Source organism: Brevibacterium yomogidense (assembly GCF_016107685.1).
GTDB classification, from domain to species: domain Bacteria; phylum Actinomycetota; class Actinomycetes; order Actinomycetales; family Brevibacteriaceae; genus Brevibacterium; species Brevibacterium yomogidense.
In genome coordinates this window covers 712,391-730,333 of record NZ_JABASY010000002.1, presented here as the reverse complement: position 1 = coordinate 730,333, position 17,943 = coordinate 712,391, and the positions used below count along the sequence as shown (strand labels likewise).

Genomic DNA, 17,943 nt, shown 5'->3' with positions numbered 1-17,943 from the left:
GATCGCACGATCGCAGGCGAGGAGGCAGTCATGTCTGAGACACCGCAGACCGAGCAGTACTGGTACAACACGAAGACCGGTCAGGTGGAGAAAGGCCGGCAGAGCAGCTGGGAGAACCGCATGGGCCCCTACGACACGGAAGCGGAGGCGCGGGCGGCACTCGACACCGCCGCGTCCCGGTCCGCGAACTGGGACCGCGACGACGCGAAGTGGCAGGACGGCTGACCCGGTGGCATCGATGAGCAAGCAGCAGGACTTCGTCCTCAAGACGGTCGAAGACCGTGACGTCCGGTTCATCCGCCTGTGGTTCCCCGACGTGCTGGGGCGGCTCAAGTCCGTCGCCATCGTCCCTGCGGAGCTCGAAGGCGCCTTCCGGGAGGGGATCGGCTTCGACGGGTCCGCGGTGGAGGGGTTCTCGCGGGTCTACGAGGCGGACATGGTGCTGCGGCCGGACCCGTCGACCTTCTCGCTCCTGCCGTGGCGGGGGGAGACGGAACCGACGGCCCGCATGTTCTGCGACATCTACTCACCCGACGGCGGTCCCGCTGCCGCGGATCCGCGGAACGTGCTCAAGCGGACTCTGTCCCGTGCCGCGGATTCGGGCTTCACGTTCTACGTCCACCCTGAGATCGAGTTCTACCTCTTCGAATCGGGGGAGCTCGACAGCGCGGGCCCCGTGCCGGTCGACACGGCGGGGTACTTCGACCACGTGAACGGGGGCACCGCCAACGACTTCCGTCGAGCCGCCGTGCAGACGCTGGAGGCGATGGGCATCAGCGTCGAGTTCTCCCACCACGAAGCCGGCCCCGGCCAGAACGAGATCGACCTCCGCTACGCGGACGCGCTCACGATGGCGGACAACGTCATGACGTTCCGCGCGATGGTGAAGGAGGTCGCGGTGGAGCAGGGCGTGTACGCCTCGTTCATGCCGAAGCCCCTGGCCGGTGAACCCGGCAACGGGATGCACACGCACGTGTCGCTCTTCGAGGGGGAGACGAACGCGTTCTACGCACCGGGTGCGGAGTACCAGCTGTCGTCGATCGGGCGGCGGTTCATCGCGGGGCTGCTCCACTACGCCCCGGAGATCACCGCTGTGACGAACCAGTACGTGAACTCGTACAAGCGCCTGTGGACGGGGCACGAAGCGCCCAGCTACATCTGCTGGGGCCACCGCAACCGGTCTGCTCTCATCCGCGTACCGCAGTACAAATCGGGGAAGTCCTCCTCTGCGAGGATCGAGTACCGGGGGCTCGACTCCGCGGCCAATCCGTATCTGGCGTACGCGCTCATGCTCGCGGCCGGCCTCAAGGGCATCGAGGAGGAGCTGTCCGTGCCCGAGGAGGCGGAGGACGACGTCTGGATGCTCACGGACGCGGAACGCCGTGCTCTGGGCATCCGCTCCCTTCCGCAGAGCCTGGATCACGCGATCTCGCTCATGGAGGACAGCGAGCTCGTCGCGACGACCCTGGGCGAAGAGGTGTTCGACTTCTTCCTGCGCAACAAGAAGCAGGAGTGGGCCGCCTATCGGGATCAGGTGACTCCGTTCGAGCTCGAGCGGCTCTTCGGCTCGCTGTGAGTCCCAAGCGGGGCTGGAGGACGGACCCGTCGCGGGGCGGCTCCCGCAGCCGTCCCAGCCGGGTCTCACGGTTCCTCACCGAGGTCGACGAGCACCTTGGCACCGCGTTCGCCACCCGAACCGACGTCGGCTCGCTCGTGTCGGCCGCCGTCGATCCGGATGCGGCGGCGCTGGGCCTGCTCCGGATCGTCGAATCCGCGCGAGCGCGCGAGGACGGCGGCTTCCTCCGTGCGGTGAGGGACGAGGGAACCGCGGTCGGCATGCTTCCACGCCTCCTCACGGTCGCGGGCGCCTCGGAGGCCCTCACGGATCATCTGGTCCGGCACCCGGATTCCGCGTTGGGGCTGGTGGGTGAGGACACGCTGCTGCTGGATTCGCCCGCTTCGGGTGCTGAGGCCCTCCGGGACGCGCTGCTCCACTCCGTCGGCGCTGATCCCGACAGGGACGTGTCCGCCCCCGTCGCCACGCGCACGGGTGAGGACGGGATCGATGCGCTGCGGCGCGCCTACCGCGACGAGGTGCTGCGACTGGTCGCCGACGACCTGGGGGCGGAGGAGCCCGAGGCCGTCGTCGACGAGGTGAGTCGCATCCTGTCCGATCTGGCGGGGGCGGCCGTGGAGGCCGCGCTCGCGGTGGCCCGCGCCGAACTGGACCCTGAGGCACGGGTGCGCATGGCCGTCATCGCGATGGGCAAGTGCGGTGCGCGAGAGCTCAACTACGTGTCCGACGTGGACGTCGTGTACGTCCACGCACCTCCCGCAGACGCGGCCGGCGGCGCTGCCGCACCCGATGAGGACACGGCGAGGCTGGCGGAGGAGATGGTCGCCCGGACGACCGAGGCCGTGAGCGCCGCCGGCCGGGAGCCGGGCCTCTGGGAGCTGGACGCGGCGCTCCGTCCCGAGGGGAAGTCGGGCAGACTCCTGCGCACGGTCGACGAGTTCGACGTGTACTACCGCGACGTCGCCGAATCCTGGGAGTTCCAGGCACTGCTGAAGGCCCGCCCCCTCGCCGGGGACATGCACCTCGGACGGGAATGGTCTGAGGTGATGCGGCCCCACGTCTGGACGGCGAGCGGGCGCGACGGCTTCGTCGAGGGCGTGCGCGCCATGCGGCGCAGAGTCGTCGCACTGCTGCCCACCCAGCAGGCCCGTGCGCAGATCAAGCTGGGTCGGGGAGGCCTGCGGGACGTCGAGTTCTCTGCACAGCTGCTCCAGCTGGTGCACGGGGCGACGGACGAATCCATCCGCGTCCCCGCCACACTTCTCGCGCTGTCCCGCCTGGGTGAGCGCGGCTACATCGCGCGTTCGGATGCAGACGGACTCGAGCAGTGCTACCGGTTCCTGCGCGTCGTCGAGCACCGTCTTCAGATTCCCCGACTCCTGCGCACCGCTGTACTGCCGGAGCTCGCGGACCGGAGGCGGAAGCTGTCGCGCGCCGTCTACACGACGGGGGACCGCACCGTCGCGCGGCTGGACCGTGCACTCGCCGCGGTCAGGCGACAGGTGCGGGCGTATCACGAGCAGATCTTCTACCGGCCGATCCTCGATGCGGCGAGCGCCGACACGGTCCTCACGTCGCTCAGCTCCGCGGAGGCCGGGCAGCGGCTGGCCGCGTTCGGGTATCACGACACCCGTGCCGCGCTCACGCACATCCATTCGCTCACGAACGGGGTGAGCCGTGCGGCGGTCATCCACCGTCAGGTGCTCCCCGCGATGCTCGACTGGCTCGCGGAAGGGGTGGACCCCGACGCGGGGCTCCTCGCGTTCCGGCGTCTGGGGGAGGGCCTGCGTGATTCTAGCTGGTACCTGAAGCTGCTGCGTGATTCCGGGTCGGTCGTCCACTCCTTGGCCTCCGTCCTGTCGTCGTCCGCGTACGCCACCGGGCTGCTGCAGCACGTCCCGACAGCTGTCGCCTGGATCGACGACGACCAGGCGCTGCTGCCGCGCACCCGGGACGCGCTCACGAGGGAAGCGGCGACGCTGCTGACCCGTCACGGCCCCCTCGCCGCGCGGCCGCTGCGGGCGATGCACAGCCGGGAAGTGCTGCGGACGGCGTTGGCCGACGTCCTCGCGCAGACGGATGTCCGGACGTCCGGGGCGGCCCTGTCCCAGAACGCGGACGTCTACCTCGACTCCCTCGTCACCGCACTGCGACTGGAACTGGATGACGAGGAGGTGCCGGACTACGAATTCGCCGTAGTCGCGATGGGACGGCTGGGCGGCGCGGAGATCGGGTACTTCTCCGATGCCGACGTCATGTTCGTCTACCGTCCGAAGACCGATCCCTCACGTCCGCAGAGCGACGAAGCCTCAGCGAAGCTCCCCGCGCACGTCAAACGTGTCGCTCTCGCACTGTCGAAGGAGGCGTCCCGGCGGGATACGCTGCCGGGGATCGCGGTGGATTCCGATCTGCGACCCGAAGGCAGGTCCGGTCCTCTCGTGCGAAGCCTCGATTCATACTGGGCCTACTACGCGAAGTGGTCGGAGCCGTGGGAGGCGCAGGCGCTGCTGCGTGCCCGCCCCATCGCGGGGGACCAGGCGCTGTGTGACGCGTTCGTGGAGCTCATCGATCCGCTGCGGTACCCGCAGAGCGTGCCGGAGAAGTCCTTGCGGCAGATGCGCAGGCTGAAAGCACGGATGGAGGCGGAGAGGCTGCCACGGGGCGCCGACAGCCGCACCCACCTCAAACTCGGCAGAGGCGGCCTCAGCGACATCGAATGGACCGTGCAGCTCATCCAGCTCACCCACGGTCGCACGGTGCCCGCGCTGCGCACCACCTCGACGATCCCCGCGCTCGACGCGGCGGTCGAGGCCGCACTCATCGACGGCGAGGACGCCCAGGTGCTGAGGGAGGCGTGGCTCCTGGCCTCCGGTCTGCGGTCCGCCGCCATGCTGTTCCGGGGGAGGACCGCGGAATCGCTTCCCGCCGACCACTACGAGCTCGAGGCCTGCGCCAGACTGCTGGGCTATCCGGCCGGACGAGGGCGCGACCTCGCGGAGGACTACCGGAGCGCGACCCGTCGTGCACGCCGCATCGTCGAGCGCCTGTTCTTCGGCTTCGACGACACCGCGGATGCGGACGACCCCTGGGCGGGCCGGCACGACTGAGCGGTCCGCCGGCCGATACGAGCCCGGCCGGCCTCAGGAGAAGTCGAGGTCCAGGAGGGCGTTCTCGACGACTTCGGGCAGTGCGGGATGGATCCAGTACTGTCCGGTCGCCACGTCGTCGGCGCGCTGGCCGAAGGCCATCGCCTGGACGAGGGTCTGCACGATCATCGACGCTTCGGGACCCATGATGTGCGCGCCGAGTATCCGTCCGGTGTCCGCGTCCGCGATCACCTTGGCGAATCCCGTCCGGTCCTCCAGGGCCCAGCCGTAGGCGACGCCCGCGTAGTCGCGGCGACCCACGGTGATCTTCGCACCGGAGTTGCGTGCCTCCTCCTCCGTCATGCCCACGACGGCGATCTGCGGGCGGGTGAAGACAGCGGCGGGAACGGCGTCATGACGCACGGTGGCGAGATCGGCCGGACGTGCACCGCCAGGCGTGCCCGACGCGATGTCCGCCAGCAGATTCCGCTGCACCACGGCTGCCTCGTGGTTCGCCACGTGCTTGAGCTGGAACGGCGAACTCACGTCACCCAGTGCGAAGACACCGGGCAGCGGGACGCCTGCGGCGAGCACACGCTGGTGGGCGTCGACGGACAGTCTGCCGTCGGGATGCACGTCGATCCCCGCTGCTGACGGATCGAGTCCTGCGGAATTGGGATCGCGGCCCGCTGCGAGCAGGAGGCGGTCGACGACGATCGGCGCCGGCACCTCGGCACCGGGAACTCTGCCCGTGGACGCGAACTCGACGCGGACCTGCCCGGTCTCCGTCAGGTCGACGCGCGACGCCTCGACTCCGAACAGCACGTCGTTCTCCGCCGCGAACGCCTCGGTGAAGGCAGCGGACACGTCATCGTCCAAGTAGCCGAGCAGGCTGTCGCCGCGCACAGCGGTCGTCGTCTCCGTACCGATCGCCGCGAAGATGTGGGCGAACTCCATCGCCACGTAGCCGGACCCGACGATCAGCACGGAACCCGGCTGCTCATCGACGCGCATGATCGACCGCGAGGTGTGGACGGGATGCCCGGGCTCGTCCACAGCATCCGGGTCGAGGCCCGGGACGTCGGGGATGACGGGGTGGGCGCCCGCGGCGATGACGATGCGGTCCGCAGTGATCTCCGTGCCCTGATCGCCAACGAGCGAATGGGATCCGGTGAAGCGCACGTGCTCGGTGATGACGGTGGTGTGCGCGAGCTCCTCGCTGCGGTAGCGGCGACCGGAAGCCTCGATCTCGTCGATGCGGGCGAAGACCCGGTCACGGACCGCCGGCCAGTCAGCGGAGCCGAACGACGTGTCGAGGCCCAGGTCGGAGGAGTCGGTCGCCTGCCGGGCGACATCTGCGACATGGACGTACATCTTCGTCGGGATGCAGCCGGCGTTGAGACACGTCCCTCCGAACAGCGAGGGCTCCGCGATCGCGACCTCCAACCCCGCGAAGCGGTCGTCGATGACGGAGTTCCCGGAGCCGGTGCCGATGACGAGCACGTCGTAATGAGTCATGCGGCCAGTCTACTGAGACGGGGAGACGGCTGAGGGACCCCGCCGTCGGCGGAGTCCCTCAGCGCAGGTGGCGAACACGCCGCAACGGCCGCCGGTCGGAGACTCAGAGCGAGTAGTAGAGCTCGAACTCCGTCGGGGTCGGACGCAGACGTGCTACCTCGATCTCCTCCTCGCGCTTGTAGCGGATCCACGTCTCGATGAGGTCTTCCGTGAAGACATCGCCCGCGGTGAGGAAGTCGTGATCCTTCTCGAGCGCAGTGAGTGCCTGTTCGAGGGTGCCCGGGACCAGGTCGATGCCCTCAAGGTCCTCCGGCGGCAGCTCGTACAGGTCCTTGTCGATCGGCTCCGGCGGCTCGATCCGGTTCTTGATCCCGTCGAGGCCCGCCATGAGCTGAGCGGAGAACGCGAGGTACGGGTTCGACGCCGGATCCGGAACGCGGAATTCGAGGCGCTTGGCCTTGGGCGAGGATCCCGTCACGGGGATGCGGATCGCGGCGGAGCGGTTGCCGGAGGAGTACACGAGGTTGACGGGCGCCTCGTACCCCGGCACCAGCCGGCGGTAGGAGTTGATCGTCGGGTTCGTGAACGCGAGGACCGCCCCAGCATGCTCGATGAGGCCGCCGATGTACCACCGTGCGAGGTCGGACAGCCCCGCATACCCGTTCTCGTCGTAGAAGAGCGGCTTGCCGTCCTTCCACAGCGACTGGTGGCAGTGCATGCCCGAACCGTTGTCGTCGAACAGCGGCTTCGGCATGAAGGTCGCGGACTTGCCGTTGTTGAGTGAGACGTTCTTCACGACGTACTTGAAGTCGAGCAGCTCGTCCGCCGCGTGCTTGAGCGTGTTGAAGCGGTAGTTGATCTCCTGCTGACCGGCGGTCCCCACTTCGTGGTGTGCGCGTTCGACGCTGAAGCCGATCTGCTTGAGGGTGAGCGAGATCTCATCGCGGAGGTCCGCGAAATGGTCCTGCGGCGAGACGGGGAAATAGCCGCCCTTCATCGGGGTCTTGTACCCGAGGTTGCCGCCCGGCTCGTCCGCGCCCGTATTCCATGCGGCTTCGACCGAATCGACCTGATAGAAGCTGTGACCGGGGGTCGTCTGGTAGCGGATGTCGTCGAAGATGTAGAACTCCGCCTCCGCACCGAAGTTCACGGTGTCCGCGATGCCCGTGCTCTTGAGGTAGGCCTCCGCCTTCTCCGCGACCTGGCGGGGATCGCGGGAGTACGGCTCGTCCGTGAACGGATCGACGATCGAGTGCGTGATGACCAGGGTCTTCGCTTCACGGAACGGGTCGACGTAGGCGGAGCTCACATCCGCGAGCAGCTTCATGTCGGACTCGTGGATCCCCTGGAAGCCGCGGATCGACGAACCGTCGAACAGAAGCCCGTCGTTGATCTCCTCCTCGCCGTAGGCCTCCGAGGGGAGGTTGAAATGCTGGACGACGCCCGGCAGATCGCAGAAGCGGATGTCGATGAAGAGGACATCCTCCTTCCGCACGAATTCGATGAGCTCCTGTGCTGTGGTGAACACGCGCACTCTCCTGCGTTCGATTGTGAGTCGTTGTGCCCGGCTGTGTGCCTGAACCGATGTGTCTCCACGCGATCCAGGTGGTCGGACTTCCCCCATCCTAACGACTTGCGATTCCCCGACCGGCACCCGAATGCTTCACGCGTGTGACGTGTGTCGCTCAGGGCTGCGGTCGCGCGGTGCGGGCACGGACGCCGTGTGCAGATCGACTAGCCTGAAGACCATGGGTGCAGAGGGGAATGGCGGGCCGCACAGGTCCGAATGGCTCACGGGTCCGTCACTGCCCGACGGGTCGTGGCAGGGCGAGCGTCTGGGTCTTCCGCAGAGTGGCCCCGGGGCCGTCGGGTCGATGCTGCGCCGGGTGGCCGGTATCGCCCTCGACTGGGCGATCGCACTAGTCATCGCGAACCTCATCCTGGACGCGGACGTCCTCGTCATGAACATCGCGATCCACGTCGTCTTCGCGGTGCTCTACTTCCTGAGTGTGTGGCTGCTCGGCCGGACTCCCGGGCACCTCGTGATGGGGCTCGGCGTCGTGGACGTCGTGACGCGTGGGACACTCGCCTCCACCGGACCGGTGGGCGTCCTGCGGGCTCTCGTGCGCACAGTCCTCGTGTGCCTTGTCATCCCCGTCGTCATCACGGATCCCGACGGGCGGGGTCTGCACGACAAGGCGACGAGCACTGTCGTCGTGCGCACGCGCTGAGCGCACCACGACGCAGCGCGGCGGGGGCCCACCGACGAGAGGGGTGACCGCTCCACCACGAGAGAGGGGTGTCACGCATCGATCGATGCGTGACACCCCTCTCGCGGTTCTGACGGTACGAGCAGGTTGTGCGGGATCGCTCAGCGTCCGCGCAGCGCCCGCCGGTCCGGGCGCATCCTGGACGGGTCGACACCCTTGGGGATCGGCGGCCGGGACGTCATCGAGCCGATGCCCGTGAGCCGGTTGCGGACCGCGAGGATCTCTGCCTTGTTGAGACGCTTCGGCAGCTTGTAGAGGCGCTTCGTGAGGTTCTCCATCGGCACTTGGCCTTCGCCCTCACCGCCCTGGAAGGTGTGCACAGGCACGCCCTTGACGATCTTCTCGTGCCGACGCTGCTCCTTGTCGAGGAGCTTCGTCACCTTGTGCCTGCTGCGTCCCTCGCCCACCAGGACGACGCCCGCGCGGCCTGTCGTGCGGAACACCATCTCCTGCGTGCGGGGGTCGACCGCGATCGGCTGCTCCTCCATGAGCCACCCGCGCCGGGCAGTGTTGAGCACCGCTCCGATCGCGCCGGGCTGACCGCGCATCTGGTCGAAGGCGGCCGTCTCTGCGAATCGCCCCAGCATGAACATGGCGAGGACCGCACCCGCCATGAGCCCGGTGACACCCCAGAGGATCGTCCCGAGGACACCACCGCTGACGAGGAGGCCCACGAGGACACCCACGAGGGCGAGGCCCACGAGTGCCGCGGCCAGCAGCCACGGGGAGGCGGGGTTGTGCTTCCGCGCCAGCTCGAAGACCTGGCGCATCTGCTGGATCCGGCCGTTCTTCTTCGGGGCCTTATCCTTCTTGCGGCCGAAGAGGCCCTTGCGGGTGGAATCGCTGTTCGTTGACATGCTCTCGCTTCGATGCGGAAGGGGGTGAGGGGACGACTCAGTATTGTACCTCTTCGCCCTCACCGAACGTGTCGACGACTGCCTGGGCCTCCTGGCGGGCGGGGACATCGTCGCGGTCGAGGTGTGCGAGGTGCGGCGGGATCTCGTCGCCGCGGGCGCGCATCGCGCCGGCCCATAGTTTGCCTGCGCGGTAGGAGGAGCGCACGAGCGGTCCCGACATGACGCCGAGGAAGCCCATGCGCTCACCCTCGTCTCGCAGCTCCACGAACGTCTGCGGACGCACCCACCGGGTGATCGGGTGGTGCCTCTCCGATGGCCGCATGTACTGCGTGATGGTGAGGAGATCGGTGCCGGCGTCCTTGAGGTCGCGCATCGCCTCGACGACCTCCTCGTCGGTCTCGCCCATCCCGAGGATGAGGTTCGACTTCGTCACGAGGCCTGCGTCGCGGGCCTTGGTGATGACGGAGAGGGACCGTTCGTAGCGGAACCCGGGCCGGATGCGCTTGAAGATCCGAGGGACTGTCTCCACATTGTGGGCGAGGACTTCTGGTCGGCTCGAGAAGACCTCCGCGAGCTGGTCGTCTTTCGAGTCGAAGTCGGGGATGAGGAGTTCGACTCCGGTGCCCATGCCGTCGGGGTGCTCGATCGCATGGATCTGACGGACCGTCTCCGCGTACAGCCATGCGCCGCCGTCGGCGAGGTCGTCGCGAGCCACCCCCGTCACGGTGGAGTACCGCAGTCCCATCTGGCGGACCGAATCGGCGACGCGACGCGGCTCATCTGCGTCGAAGTCCGCCGGTTTGCCGGTGTCGATCTGGCAGAAGTCGCAACGGCGTGTGCACTGCTCCCCGCCGATGAGGAAGGTCGCCTCGCGGCCCTCCCAGCATTCGAAGATGTTGGGGCAGCCGGCCTCCTCGCAGACGGTGTTGAGGCCGGCGCTGCGGACCAGTGACTTCAGTTGAGTGAATTCGGGCCCGATCTTCGCCTTGGCCTTGATCCAGTCGGGCTTCTGTTCGATGGGGGTCTGCGCGTTCCTGGCTTCGATGCGGAGAAGCTTGCGGCCCTCGGGTGCGAGTGTCACGGGGATTCCCTTCACTGAGCGGTCGATTCTGCTGGTGCGCGTGAGACGGTGCGCGGGCTATGCGGTGATGTGGGTGTCGAGGAGCTCCGCGAGTCGGTCCGCGATGTCCGCGGGGGTGATCGTCCTCCCCTTCTCCTCGGTCATCGAGGTGACCCCGGCGTCGGCGATGCCGCACGGGATGATCGAGCTGAATCCGTCGGAGCCGTTCGAGCAGTTCACGGCCAAGCCGTGCATCGTGACTCCGTCGTGGATACGGATGCCGATCGCCGCGATCTTCCGTTCCGGCCCCCTCTCGTCGGCTTCGATCCATACTCCCGCACGACCGTCGACGGTGCGGGTCGTGATGCCGTACTCCGTCATGAGGGCGATGATGGCGTCCTCGATCTGTTCGACGAAGAGACGGACGTCCTTGGGGTCGTCGAGGCGGTAGATGGCGTAGGCGACCAGCTGGCCCGGACCATGCCACGTGATCTTGCCTCCCCGGTCCACGTCGATGACGGGGGTGCCGTCGACGGGGCGCTCGTGGTCTTCTGTTCGCTTCCCCGCCGTGTAGACGGCTTCGTGTTCGAGCAGGAGGAGTGTGGAGTCGCGCTGTGCGGCCACCACATCGTCGTGGTAGCGGGTCTGCAGCTCCCACGCTTTCCGGTAGTCGACGAAATCGGGGGCGAAGCCCAGGCGCTCAACGGTGAAGACCATGTGTTCACGATATCCCGACGGTCTCCGCCTGCCGGGCTGGCTGAATGTAATCCCCGCCACAGCCCGAGCCGTGAGCGAGGCAGGCTGAATGCTACCGAAAAGCATCAAACAGGGTCTAGAGTGGTAATGAGCGAAGAAACGACGCATAAACGGGTCTGTAGGGGAGGCGGCATGACGGCGTGGCAGGGAGCGGACGACATCGACGACGAGAGGGCCGCTCGCGATCGCGAGTGGGTCGTCGACGCATCGATCGACGCGGATCTCGCACGGGTGTGTGCAGGAGACCTGACGCGGTGGTTCGTCGCGGATGGTCCGCTGCCGGGACACAGCGACAAGACGGTGTGCGAGGCCGAGCCGGCGGTATGGCCGCGTACGTCGGTGGTACGAGTCGAGGGCCGTCTCGGGCTGCTCGTCCCGCGGTGTGAGGGCGGTCTCCTCGTCGACGGGCTGCGCAAGCGCGGAGGGATGGATGCACCGCTGGCCCTCGGCGTGCTCGACGAGGCACTCGCGGTGCTGGAGGACGCGCCGCCGCCGCCCCGGGGGGCCTCCCGCACGGCGATGCGCGGCTTCGCAGTCGACGGCCGTGGTGACATCGTCGTGCTCCCGGGGCGGCTGAGAGACGCCGCGTCCCGCACGGACGCGGCGGAGCTGGGCGAACTGCTGCACCTCGCGCTGACGGGCAGGACATGGGAGCAGACGGGACTGCCTCTCGCACTCTCCGCACCCGATGTCCCGGTCGCCGTCACGACCCTCGTCACCGACCTGCTGGAGGGGGACGACGGGGATGTGGACCGCTCGCGGCTGCGGGCGCGCATCGCGGCCCTGGGCCCGTCGCGTGAGCGCGGCTTCCTGCCCGCGGAACCGGGAGTCCCGGAGGACACGGCACCCACCGGCACCCTGGGAGCCGATGTCGTGTCGGCGCTGCGGGGCGCGCGACCCGGCGGAGCAGACCCGGATGTGTCACCGGAACGTGGAGGGAGTGTCCGTTCCCGACCCCGGTCCGGACGCGCACGCCACGGTGAGCGGAGGCGACGCGGTGCTCGTGCACGGGCAGGCCGGGCCCGCATGACCACCGTCAGCGTGATCGCGCTCTGCTGCACAGGTGTGCTCGCGGGTGTCGGGCTCATGGTCAAGGGTGCGACAGGGGTGGCCCCGCACGCCCAGCCGCGCACCGGTTCCACAGCGATGCAGACCCCGGAGCCCGAGTTGTCCACTGAAGAGCCGTCTGCGTCGACCGAGGAACCAGCAGCGTCCGCTGAGGAGCCGGCCGGGACGACAGCCGATGATCCGCTGACGGCCGTCGTGGAACTGAGCAGACTGCGCGCGGAGGCATTCGCGGATGCGGATGGGGACGCGCTCGCGCTATTGACCGTTCCGGGGTCTCCTGCCGCGACCGCCGACGCTGATCTGGGCCTCGACGAGTGTGAGGACTGCGCCGACGTCCCGGGTCCTTTGGAGCTCTCAGACGTACACTCTGCGGCCCGCACGGATGCCCCGCACGACACGGAGGACGCCGGACACACTGACGCCGGGCCGCAGACCGCCGGAACGGGTGACGGGGACAGGGCCCTTGCCGACGGCGAACGGGCATACGTGGGTGCGACGATGCGCACGCAGGACTCCGCTCCGCAACAGGTGGTGTTCGTTCTCGAACGGCACCGCGGCGCGTGGCGGGTCCATAGCGTCCATGCCGTCTGAGCTGACGCTGCGCCGTGCTCGAGCGACGGTGCCCGTTGACGATGGGGCCGAGCCGCAGTCGCTCAGGGCGGGGAACAGGAGTGGGGCGGGAGACCAATGGTCTCCCGCCCCACTCCCGGTGCACGGTGCGGTCCTTCACGACGCTCTGCCGGAAGGACTCCCTCCGTCAGAGTTCGAGGTCGCCCTCGAAGTCCGCTTCCTGCAGCCGCTCGCGAATCGTCTTGAGGAAACGGCCTGCGTCCGCCCCATCGACGAGTTCGTGGTTGTAGGTGAGCGGCAGGTAGACCATGTCCCGGATCGCGATCGAATCCGCTCCGTCTGCAGTGCTGACCACCATGGGACGACGGACGATCGAGCCGACGCCCAGGATCCCCGACTGCGGGTAGTTGATGATCGGGGTATCCATGATCGCGCCGAAGCTGCCGATGTTCGTCACGGAGAACGTTCCGCCGGAGAGCTCGTCCGGCTTGATCTTGTTGTTCCGCGTGCGCTCGGCGAGGTCGTCGATGGTCTTCGAGATGCCCGCGATCGAAAGATCGCCGGCGTCCTTGATGACCGGCACGAGCAGGCCGCGCGGCGTGTCGACCGCGATGCCGATGTGCTCGTGGTCGAAGTACTCGATCTCCTTGCCGTCCGCAGCGATCTGAGCGTTCATCTCCGGGTGGATCTGAAGCGCTTCGATGACCGCCTTGATGAAGAACGGAAGGTAGGTGAGCTTCACACCGTGCTTCTGCTGGAACGCGTCCTTCGTCGCCTTCCGCAGGTTCGCGACACCTGTGACATCGACCTCGGAGACCTGCGTGAGCTGCGAGGTGTTCTGCAGCGATTCACGCATGCGCTTCGCGATCGTCTGGCGGATGCGCGAGGCCTTCTGCGTCGTCCCGCGCAGCTTCTTGGCCTCGTCCGACAGCTCCACGACTCGCGGGCCGGACCCGCCGCCACCTGTCGCGCCGCTGGCGGGTGCCGGTGTGGTCGCCGCATTGAGCACGTCCTGCTTCCGGATGCGCCCGCCCACGCCGGTGCCGGAGAGCGTCGAGAGGTCGACGCCCTTGGACTTGGCGAGCTTCCGCACCAGGGGGGTCACGTACGCGGCGTTGTTGCCGGATACGCTGCGGGCGATGTCCTCGCCGCTGGCCGGTGTGTCACCGCCGGACACGACCTGAGGCGCCTGCTCGGCGTCCGTGGGAGCGTCTTCCTCTGCAGGGGCCGGCTCCTCTTCCGTCGCCTGCTCCGTGGACGGCTGAGCCTCGTCCTGTGCGGCGGGCTCCTGATCCTGCGTCTTCTCTGCCGGCGCCTCGGACTCTGCAGCCTGCGGCTCCTCCGCGTCGGACGAGCCGCCCCCCGCTGAATCGTCTGACGATCCCGCTGCGTCCTGGGAACCGATGAGTGCCAGCTTCTCGCCGACCTCGACGTCGTCGTCCTCTTCCGCGAAGAGCTCCAGGACCGTTCCTGCAACGGGGGAGGGGACCTCGGTGTCGACCTTGTCGGTGGAGACTTCGAGGAGGGGTTCGTCGACCTCGATCGAATCGCCCACCTCCTTGAGCCAGCGCGTAACGGTTCCCTCGGTGACCGATTCGCCCAGAGCGGGCATGGTCACCTCGGTCGCGTCGGCGGAGGCCGACGACGCCTTTTCGGCAGGAGCGGATTCGGTCTCCGCCGCGGGCTCGGACTGTGCTGAGTCCTCGGCAGGATCTTCCGCCGGTGCCTCCTCCTCAGCCGACTCCTCTGCAGGCTCTTCGGCCGCATCGTCGCCGGAATCAGCGGTCTCGCTGCCGGAGCCGTCGCCGATCACCGCGAGGGGACCACCGACCTCGACGTCGTCGTCCTCTTCCGCGAGGATCTGCTCGACGACACCGGAGTAAGGGGAGGGGATCTCCGTATCGACCTTGTCGGTGGAGACCTCGAGGAGGGGTTCGTCGACCTCGATCGAATCCCCGACTTCCTTGAGCCACCGAGTGACAGTGCCCTCGGTGACCGATTCGCCCAGAGCGGGCATGTTCACTGTGTTGGACATCTTTTTCGTCTCCTTCGGGACTCAGTTGTGCGCGTGGAGCGGCTTGCCGGTGAGAGCCAGGAACGCCTCGCCGATGGCCTCGTTCTGCGTGGGGTGCGCGTGGATGAGCTGCGCGACCTCTTCGGGGAACGCCTCCCAGTTGATGATGAGCTGGGCCTCGCCGGCCTGCTCGCTCAGGCGTGCGCCGATCCCGTGGATGCCGATCACCGGACCATCCTTCTCCCGGATCACCTTGATGACGCCGGTCGACCTGAGGATCCCCGTCTTGCCGTTGCCGGCCAGGTTGTAATCGAGCGTCTCGATGGAATCCGCTCCGTACGTCTCCGCCGCCTGCTTCTCCGTGATGCCCACGGAGAAGATCTCCGGTTCGCAGTACGTGACGCGCGGGACACCGGACTCGACGAGAGGCGCGGGGTTGAGACCCGCGATCTCCTCCGCGACGAAGATGCCGTGTGCGAAGGAGCGGTGCGCGAGCTGGAGGCCCGGCGTGATGTCGCCGACGGCGTACACGTTGCCCACGCCGGTGTGCTGGCGCTCGTCCACGAGTACGAACCCACGGTCCGTCTTCACACCCTGCTCCTCGAAGCCGAAGCCTTCGGTGACCGGGCTGCGTCCCACTGCGACCAGCAGGTAGTCAGCATCGAGGACGGTGCCGTCCTCGAGCTCGACGTGGACCTGGTCGTCGTCCTGCGTGACGCCCTTGAACATCTTGCCGACCTTGACGCCGATCTTCCGCTTCTTGAAGGCGCGCTCGAGGTTCTTCGAGATCGCTTCGTCCTCGTTCGCGACGAGACGGGGGAGACCCTCGACGATCGTGACCTTCGTCCCGAAGGACGCCCAGACGCTCGCGAACTCCACGCCGATGACGCCGCCGCCCAGGACGATCGCCGTCTCCGGCACGTCCTTGAGCTGCAGTGCCTCCGTGGACGTGAGGACACGGCCCGTGATGTCGATGCCGATCGTCTTGGGCTCCGAACCTGTGGCGAGGATGACGTTCTTCCCCGTGACGGTCACCCCGCCCTCATCGTTCGAGACCTCGACAGTGTCCGCGGCGGTGAGCTTGCCCTCACCGGAGATGTAGTCGACGCCGCGGACCTTGACGAGCCCCTGCAGGCCCTTGTAGTTGCGGGAGATGATGTCGTCCTTGTAAGCGAGGACGCCCTCGATGTCGATGCCCTGGAACTCGGCCTTGATGCCGTACTGCTCGGACGACTTGGCGACCTCCGCGACTTCTGCGGCGTGGAGGAGCGCCTTGGTGGGGATGCATCCGCGGTGGAGGCACGTGCCGCCCACCTTGTCGCGTTCGATGAGAGCGACGCGCATCCCCAGCGTCGCACCACGGAGAGCGGCGGCGTAACCGGCCGTACCGCCTCCGAGGATCACAAGATCATAGTTCTCTGACGATTCGGTCACGGAGTGCTCCTCTATATCCGACTATCTCTTGGCCGCACATGGGCGTCGAGCTCAATCATTCCATTCAACGAGGGGGTTGGCGCCCCTATTCCTGCATGATTCGCGGTGAGGGGAGTCACGTGGCGCCCCTCACCGCGTGACGGTCATGCGCCGGCGAGCTGCCCCGCGAGCTCCACGAGGGTGCGCACGGGCACGCCGGTCCCACCCTTGACCGTGTACCCGTGTGGACCTTCGGCGTTGTAGGAGGGGCCCGCGATGTCCAGATGCGCCCATTCGACGCCGTCCTCGACGAACTCCTGGAGGAACGCGGCGGCGGCGAGCATCCCGCCGGCTCGCCCACCGGCGTTCGTGAGGTCCGCGGTGTTCGAATCGAAGGAGCGGATCATCTCCTCCGGGATGGGCATCGGCCACATCTGCTCACCGGTCGCCTCCGCGGCCAGGACGAGCTTGTTCCGCGCAGCATCCGTACCCATGACGCCCGTGGTGCGCAGACCCAGGGCGACGACCTGAGCGCCGGTGAGGGTCGCGATGTCGACGATGAGGTCGGGCGACTCCTCCTGAGCCGCGACGAGTGCGTCCGCGAGCACGAGGCGCCCTTCCGCATCCGTGTTCGTCACCTCGACGGTCTTGCCGCCGTAGATCCGCAGCACGTCCGCGGGGCGCTGAGCCGAGCCGGACGGCATGTTCTCCGCCAGTGCCAGCCACGCGGTCACGCGGACCGGCAGCCCCAGGCGGGCGATCGCGAAGACGGAGGCGGCCGCCGCGGCTGCTCCCGCCATGTCGGACTTCATCTCCTCCATCTTCGCCGGCGGTTTGAGTGAGATGCCGCCGGTGTCGAAGGTGATGCCCTTGCCGACGAGCGACAGGTGGGTCGCGGCCTTCTTCGGCGCGTAGGAGATCTTCACGAGGCGCGGGCCGCGCGTCGATCCGCTGCCCACCCCGATGAGACCTCCGAAGCCGCGCTCCCGCAGCGTCTCCTCCTCGAGGACCTCCACGCGGACCTTCGCCTTCTTGAGGTCCGCGGCCGCGGACTGGTCGACGATCGTCTGGGCGAAGGACGCGGGGAAGAGGTCCAGCGGCGGCTGGTTGACCAGATCGCGCGCGTCGGCAGCCGCACGTGCGACGGTCGCAGCGCGGTCCAGGCCGCTCTGCGCGGTCGCCGGTGCGACGACCTGGAGCTTCGTGACGGGGTTCTTGTCCGCTGCGTCCGACAGGTAGGCGGTGTAGCGGTAAGAGCCGAGCAGCGCACCGGTGGCCACGGCCTCGGCGGCGTCCGCCTCTGCAGCGGGGAAGGCGAGTGCGACGGAGTCGACGGAGTCGAGGGCTCGCAGCGCGTTGCCCGCTGCACGACGCAGGGCTTCGAGGGACGCGTCGGAGCCGGACGTGTGCTCGTCGACGTCGCCGATTCCCACGAGCACGACCGATGCGGCCTTGAACCCCGTGGGGGAGGGGATGCGGACCGTGGAGCCGGCCTTCCCCGTGTGGCCGACGGCGTCAGCCGCAGCGGTGAGCGCAGCGGCCGGCTTCTTCGCCAGGCCGGAGGCCGCGGGGACCCCACCGTCGGTGCCCGTGCGGAGCGCGACCACGAGCGCATCGGCGGTGAGTGCCGCGGGGTCTCCGGATGCGCGGGAGATCGTCGGCAGCTGAGTGCTGGGGGTGGCCATCAAGTGTCCTTCCGTCTTTCAGGATGTGTCGGTCCCTACCCTAGTCCGGTGCGGCGAAACGCCGACTCCC

13 protein-coding genes are annotated in these 17,943 nt (G+C 68.1%); 5 read left to right on the top strand and 8 right to left on the bottom strand.

What is annotated here, in order from left to right; all coding sequences use genetic code 11:
* The first annotated feature begins 30 nt into the window (after nt 1-30).
* Genes JFC09_RS07645 through JFC09_RS07635 form a run of 3 tightly spaced genes read left to right on the top strand, consistent with a single transcriptional unit; the run spans nt 31 to nt 4,683 of the window.
* Complete coding sequence (locus tag JFC09_RS07645; RefSeq protein WP_198393373.1) at nt 31-225, top strand: hypothetical protein; 195 nt, start codon at nt 31-33, stop codon at nt 223-225.
* Between the two features lie 13 nt (nt 226-238).
* Nucleotides 239-1,576 carry a type I glutamate--ammonia ligase gene (gene glnA / locus JFC09_RS07640; protein WP_198393372.1) on the top strand — a complete coding sequence of 446 codons (1,338 nt, stop codon included), beginning with the start codon at nt 239-241 and terminating at the stop codon, nt 1,574-1,576.
* Entirely contained in the window at nt 1,573-4,683 is a 3,111-nt protein-coding gene (locus JFC09_RS07635; protein ID WP_198393371.1) for a bifunctional [glutamine synthetase] adenylyltransferase/[glutamine synthetase]-adenylyl-L-tyrosine phosphorylase, read from the top strand. Before glnA (JFC09_RS07640) ends, JFC09_RS07635 begins: the two co-directional genes overlap by 4 nt.
* Nucleotides 4,684-4,716: 33 nt before the next feature.
* Here the strand turns inward: JFC09_RS07635 and JFC09_RS07630 are convergent, their stop codons facing one another.
* Nucleotides 4,717-6,180 (bottom strand): mycothione reductase, encoded by a 1,464-nt coding sequence (locus tag JFC09_RS07630; RefSeq protein ID WP_198393370.1) that lies wholly within the window; start codon nt 6,178-6,180, stop codon nt 4,717-4,719.
* A 103-nt stretch (nt 6,181-6,283) separates the two neighbouring features.
* Nucleotides 6,284-7,708: a type I glutamate--ammonia ligase gene (gene glnA, locus JFC09_RS07625; RefSeq protein ID WP_198393369.1), complete on the bottom strand. Its 1,425-nt coding sequence runs from the start codon at nt 7,706-7,708 to the stop codon at nt 6,284-6,286.
* A gap of 220 nt (nt 7,709-7,928) precedes the next feature.
* Between glnA (JFC09_RS07625) and JFC09_RS07620 the strand changes: the two genes are divergently transcribed.
* Entirely contained in the window at nt 7,929-8,411 is a 483-nt protein-coding gene (locus tag JFC09_RS07620) for an RDD family protein (protein ID WP_198393368.1), read from the top strand.
* 140 nt (nt 8,412-8,551) lie between these two features.
* Here JFC09_RS07620 and JFC09_RS07615 read toward each other — a convergent pair whose 3' ends face one another.
* The 3 genes from JFC09_RS07615 to lipB are packed head-to-tail and all read right to left on the bottom strand — an operon-like array spanning nt 8,552 to nt 11,084.
* The gene (locus JFC09_RS07615) at nt 8,552-9,307 is read right to left on the bottom strand and encodes a DUF4191 domain-containing protein (protein WP_198393367.1); all 756 of its coding nucleotides are present in this window, start codon (nt 9,305-9,307) and stop codon (nt 8,552-8,554) included.
* 37 nt (nt 9,308-9,344) lie between these two features.
* Nucleotides 9,345-10,388, bottom strand: coding sequence for a lipoyl synthase (gene lipA / locus JFC09_RS07610; protein WP_198393366.1), 1,044 nt, complete (start codon nt 10,386-10,388; stop codon nt 9,345-9,347).
* A 57-nt stretch (nt 10,389-10,445) separates the two neighbouring features.
* Entirely contained in the window at nt 10,446-11,084 is a 639-nt protein-coding gene (gene lipB / locus JFC09_RS07605; RefSeq protein WP_198393365.1) for a lipoyl(octanoyl) transferase LipB, read from the bottom strand.
* Nucleotides 11,085-11,255: 171 nt separating this feature from the next.
* Here lipB and JFC09_RS07600 point away from each other — a divergent pair, with 171 nt between their 5' ends.
* Nucleotides 11,256-12,782, top strand: coding sequence for a hypothetical protein (locus JFC09_RS07600; RefSeq protein WP_198393364.1), 1,527 nt, complete (start codon nt 11,256-11,258; stop codon nt 12,780-12,782).
* Nucleotides 12,783-12,948: 166 nt separating this feature from the next.
* On the opposite strand, the gene sucB is transcribed toward JFC09_RS07600, so the two are convergent.
* The 3 genes from sucB to JFC09_RS07585 form a co-directional block, all read right to left on the bottom strand.
* Nucleotides 12,949-14,796 carry a 2-oxoglutarate dehydrogenase, E2 component, dihydrolipoamide succinyltransferase gene (sucB, locus tag JFC09_RS07595; protein ID WP_198393363.1) on the bottom strand — a complete coding sequence of 616 codons (1,848 nt, stop codon included), beginning with the start codon at nt 14,794-14,796 and terminating at the stop codon, nt 12,949-12,951.
* A gap of 21 nt (nt 14,797-14,817) precedes the next feature.
* The gene (lpdA, locus tag JFC09_RS07590; RefSeq protein WP_198393362.1) at nt 14,818-16,209 is read right to left on the bottom strand and encodes a dihydrolipoyl dehydrogenase; all 1,392 of its coding nucleotides are present in this window, start codon (nt 16,207-16,209) and stop codon (nt 14,818-14,820) included.
* A 143-nt stretch (nt 16,210-16,352) separates the two neighbouring features.
* A complete protein-coding gene (locus JFC09_RS07585; RefSeq protein ID WP_198393361.1) occupies nt 16,353-17,873 on the bottom strand; it encodes a leucyl aminopeptidase in 1,521 nt (506 codons plus the stop codon).
* Nucleotides 17,874-17,943 lie beyond the last annotated feature (70 nt).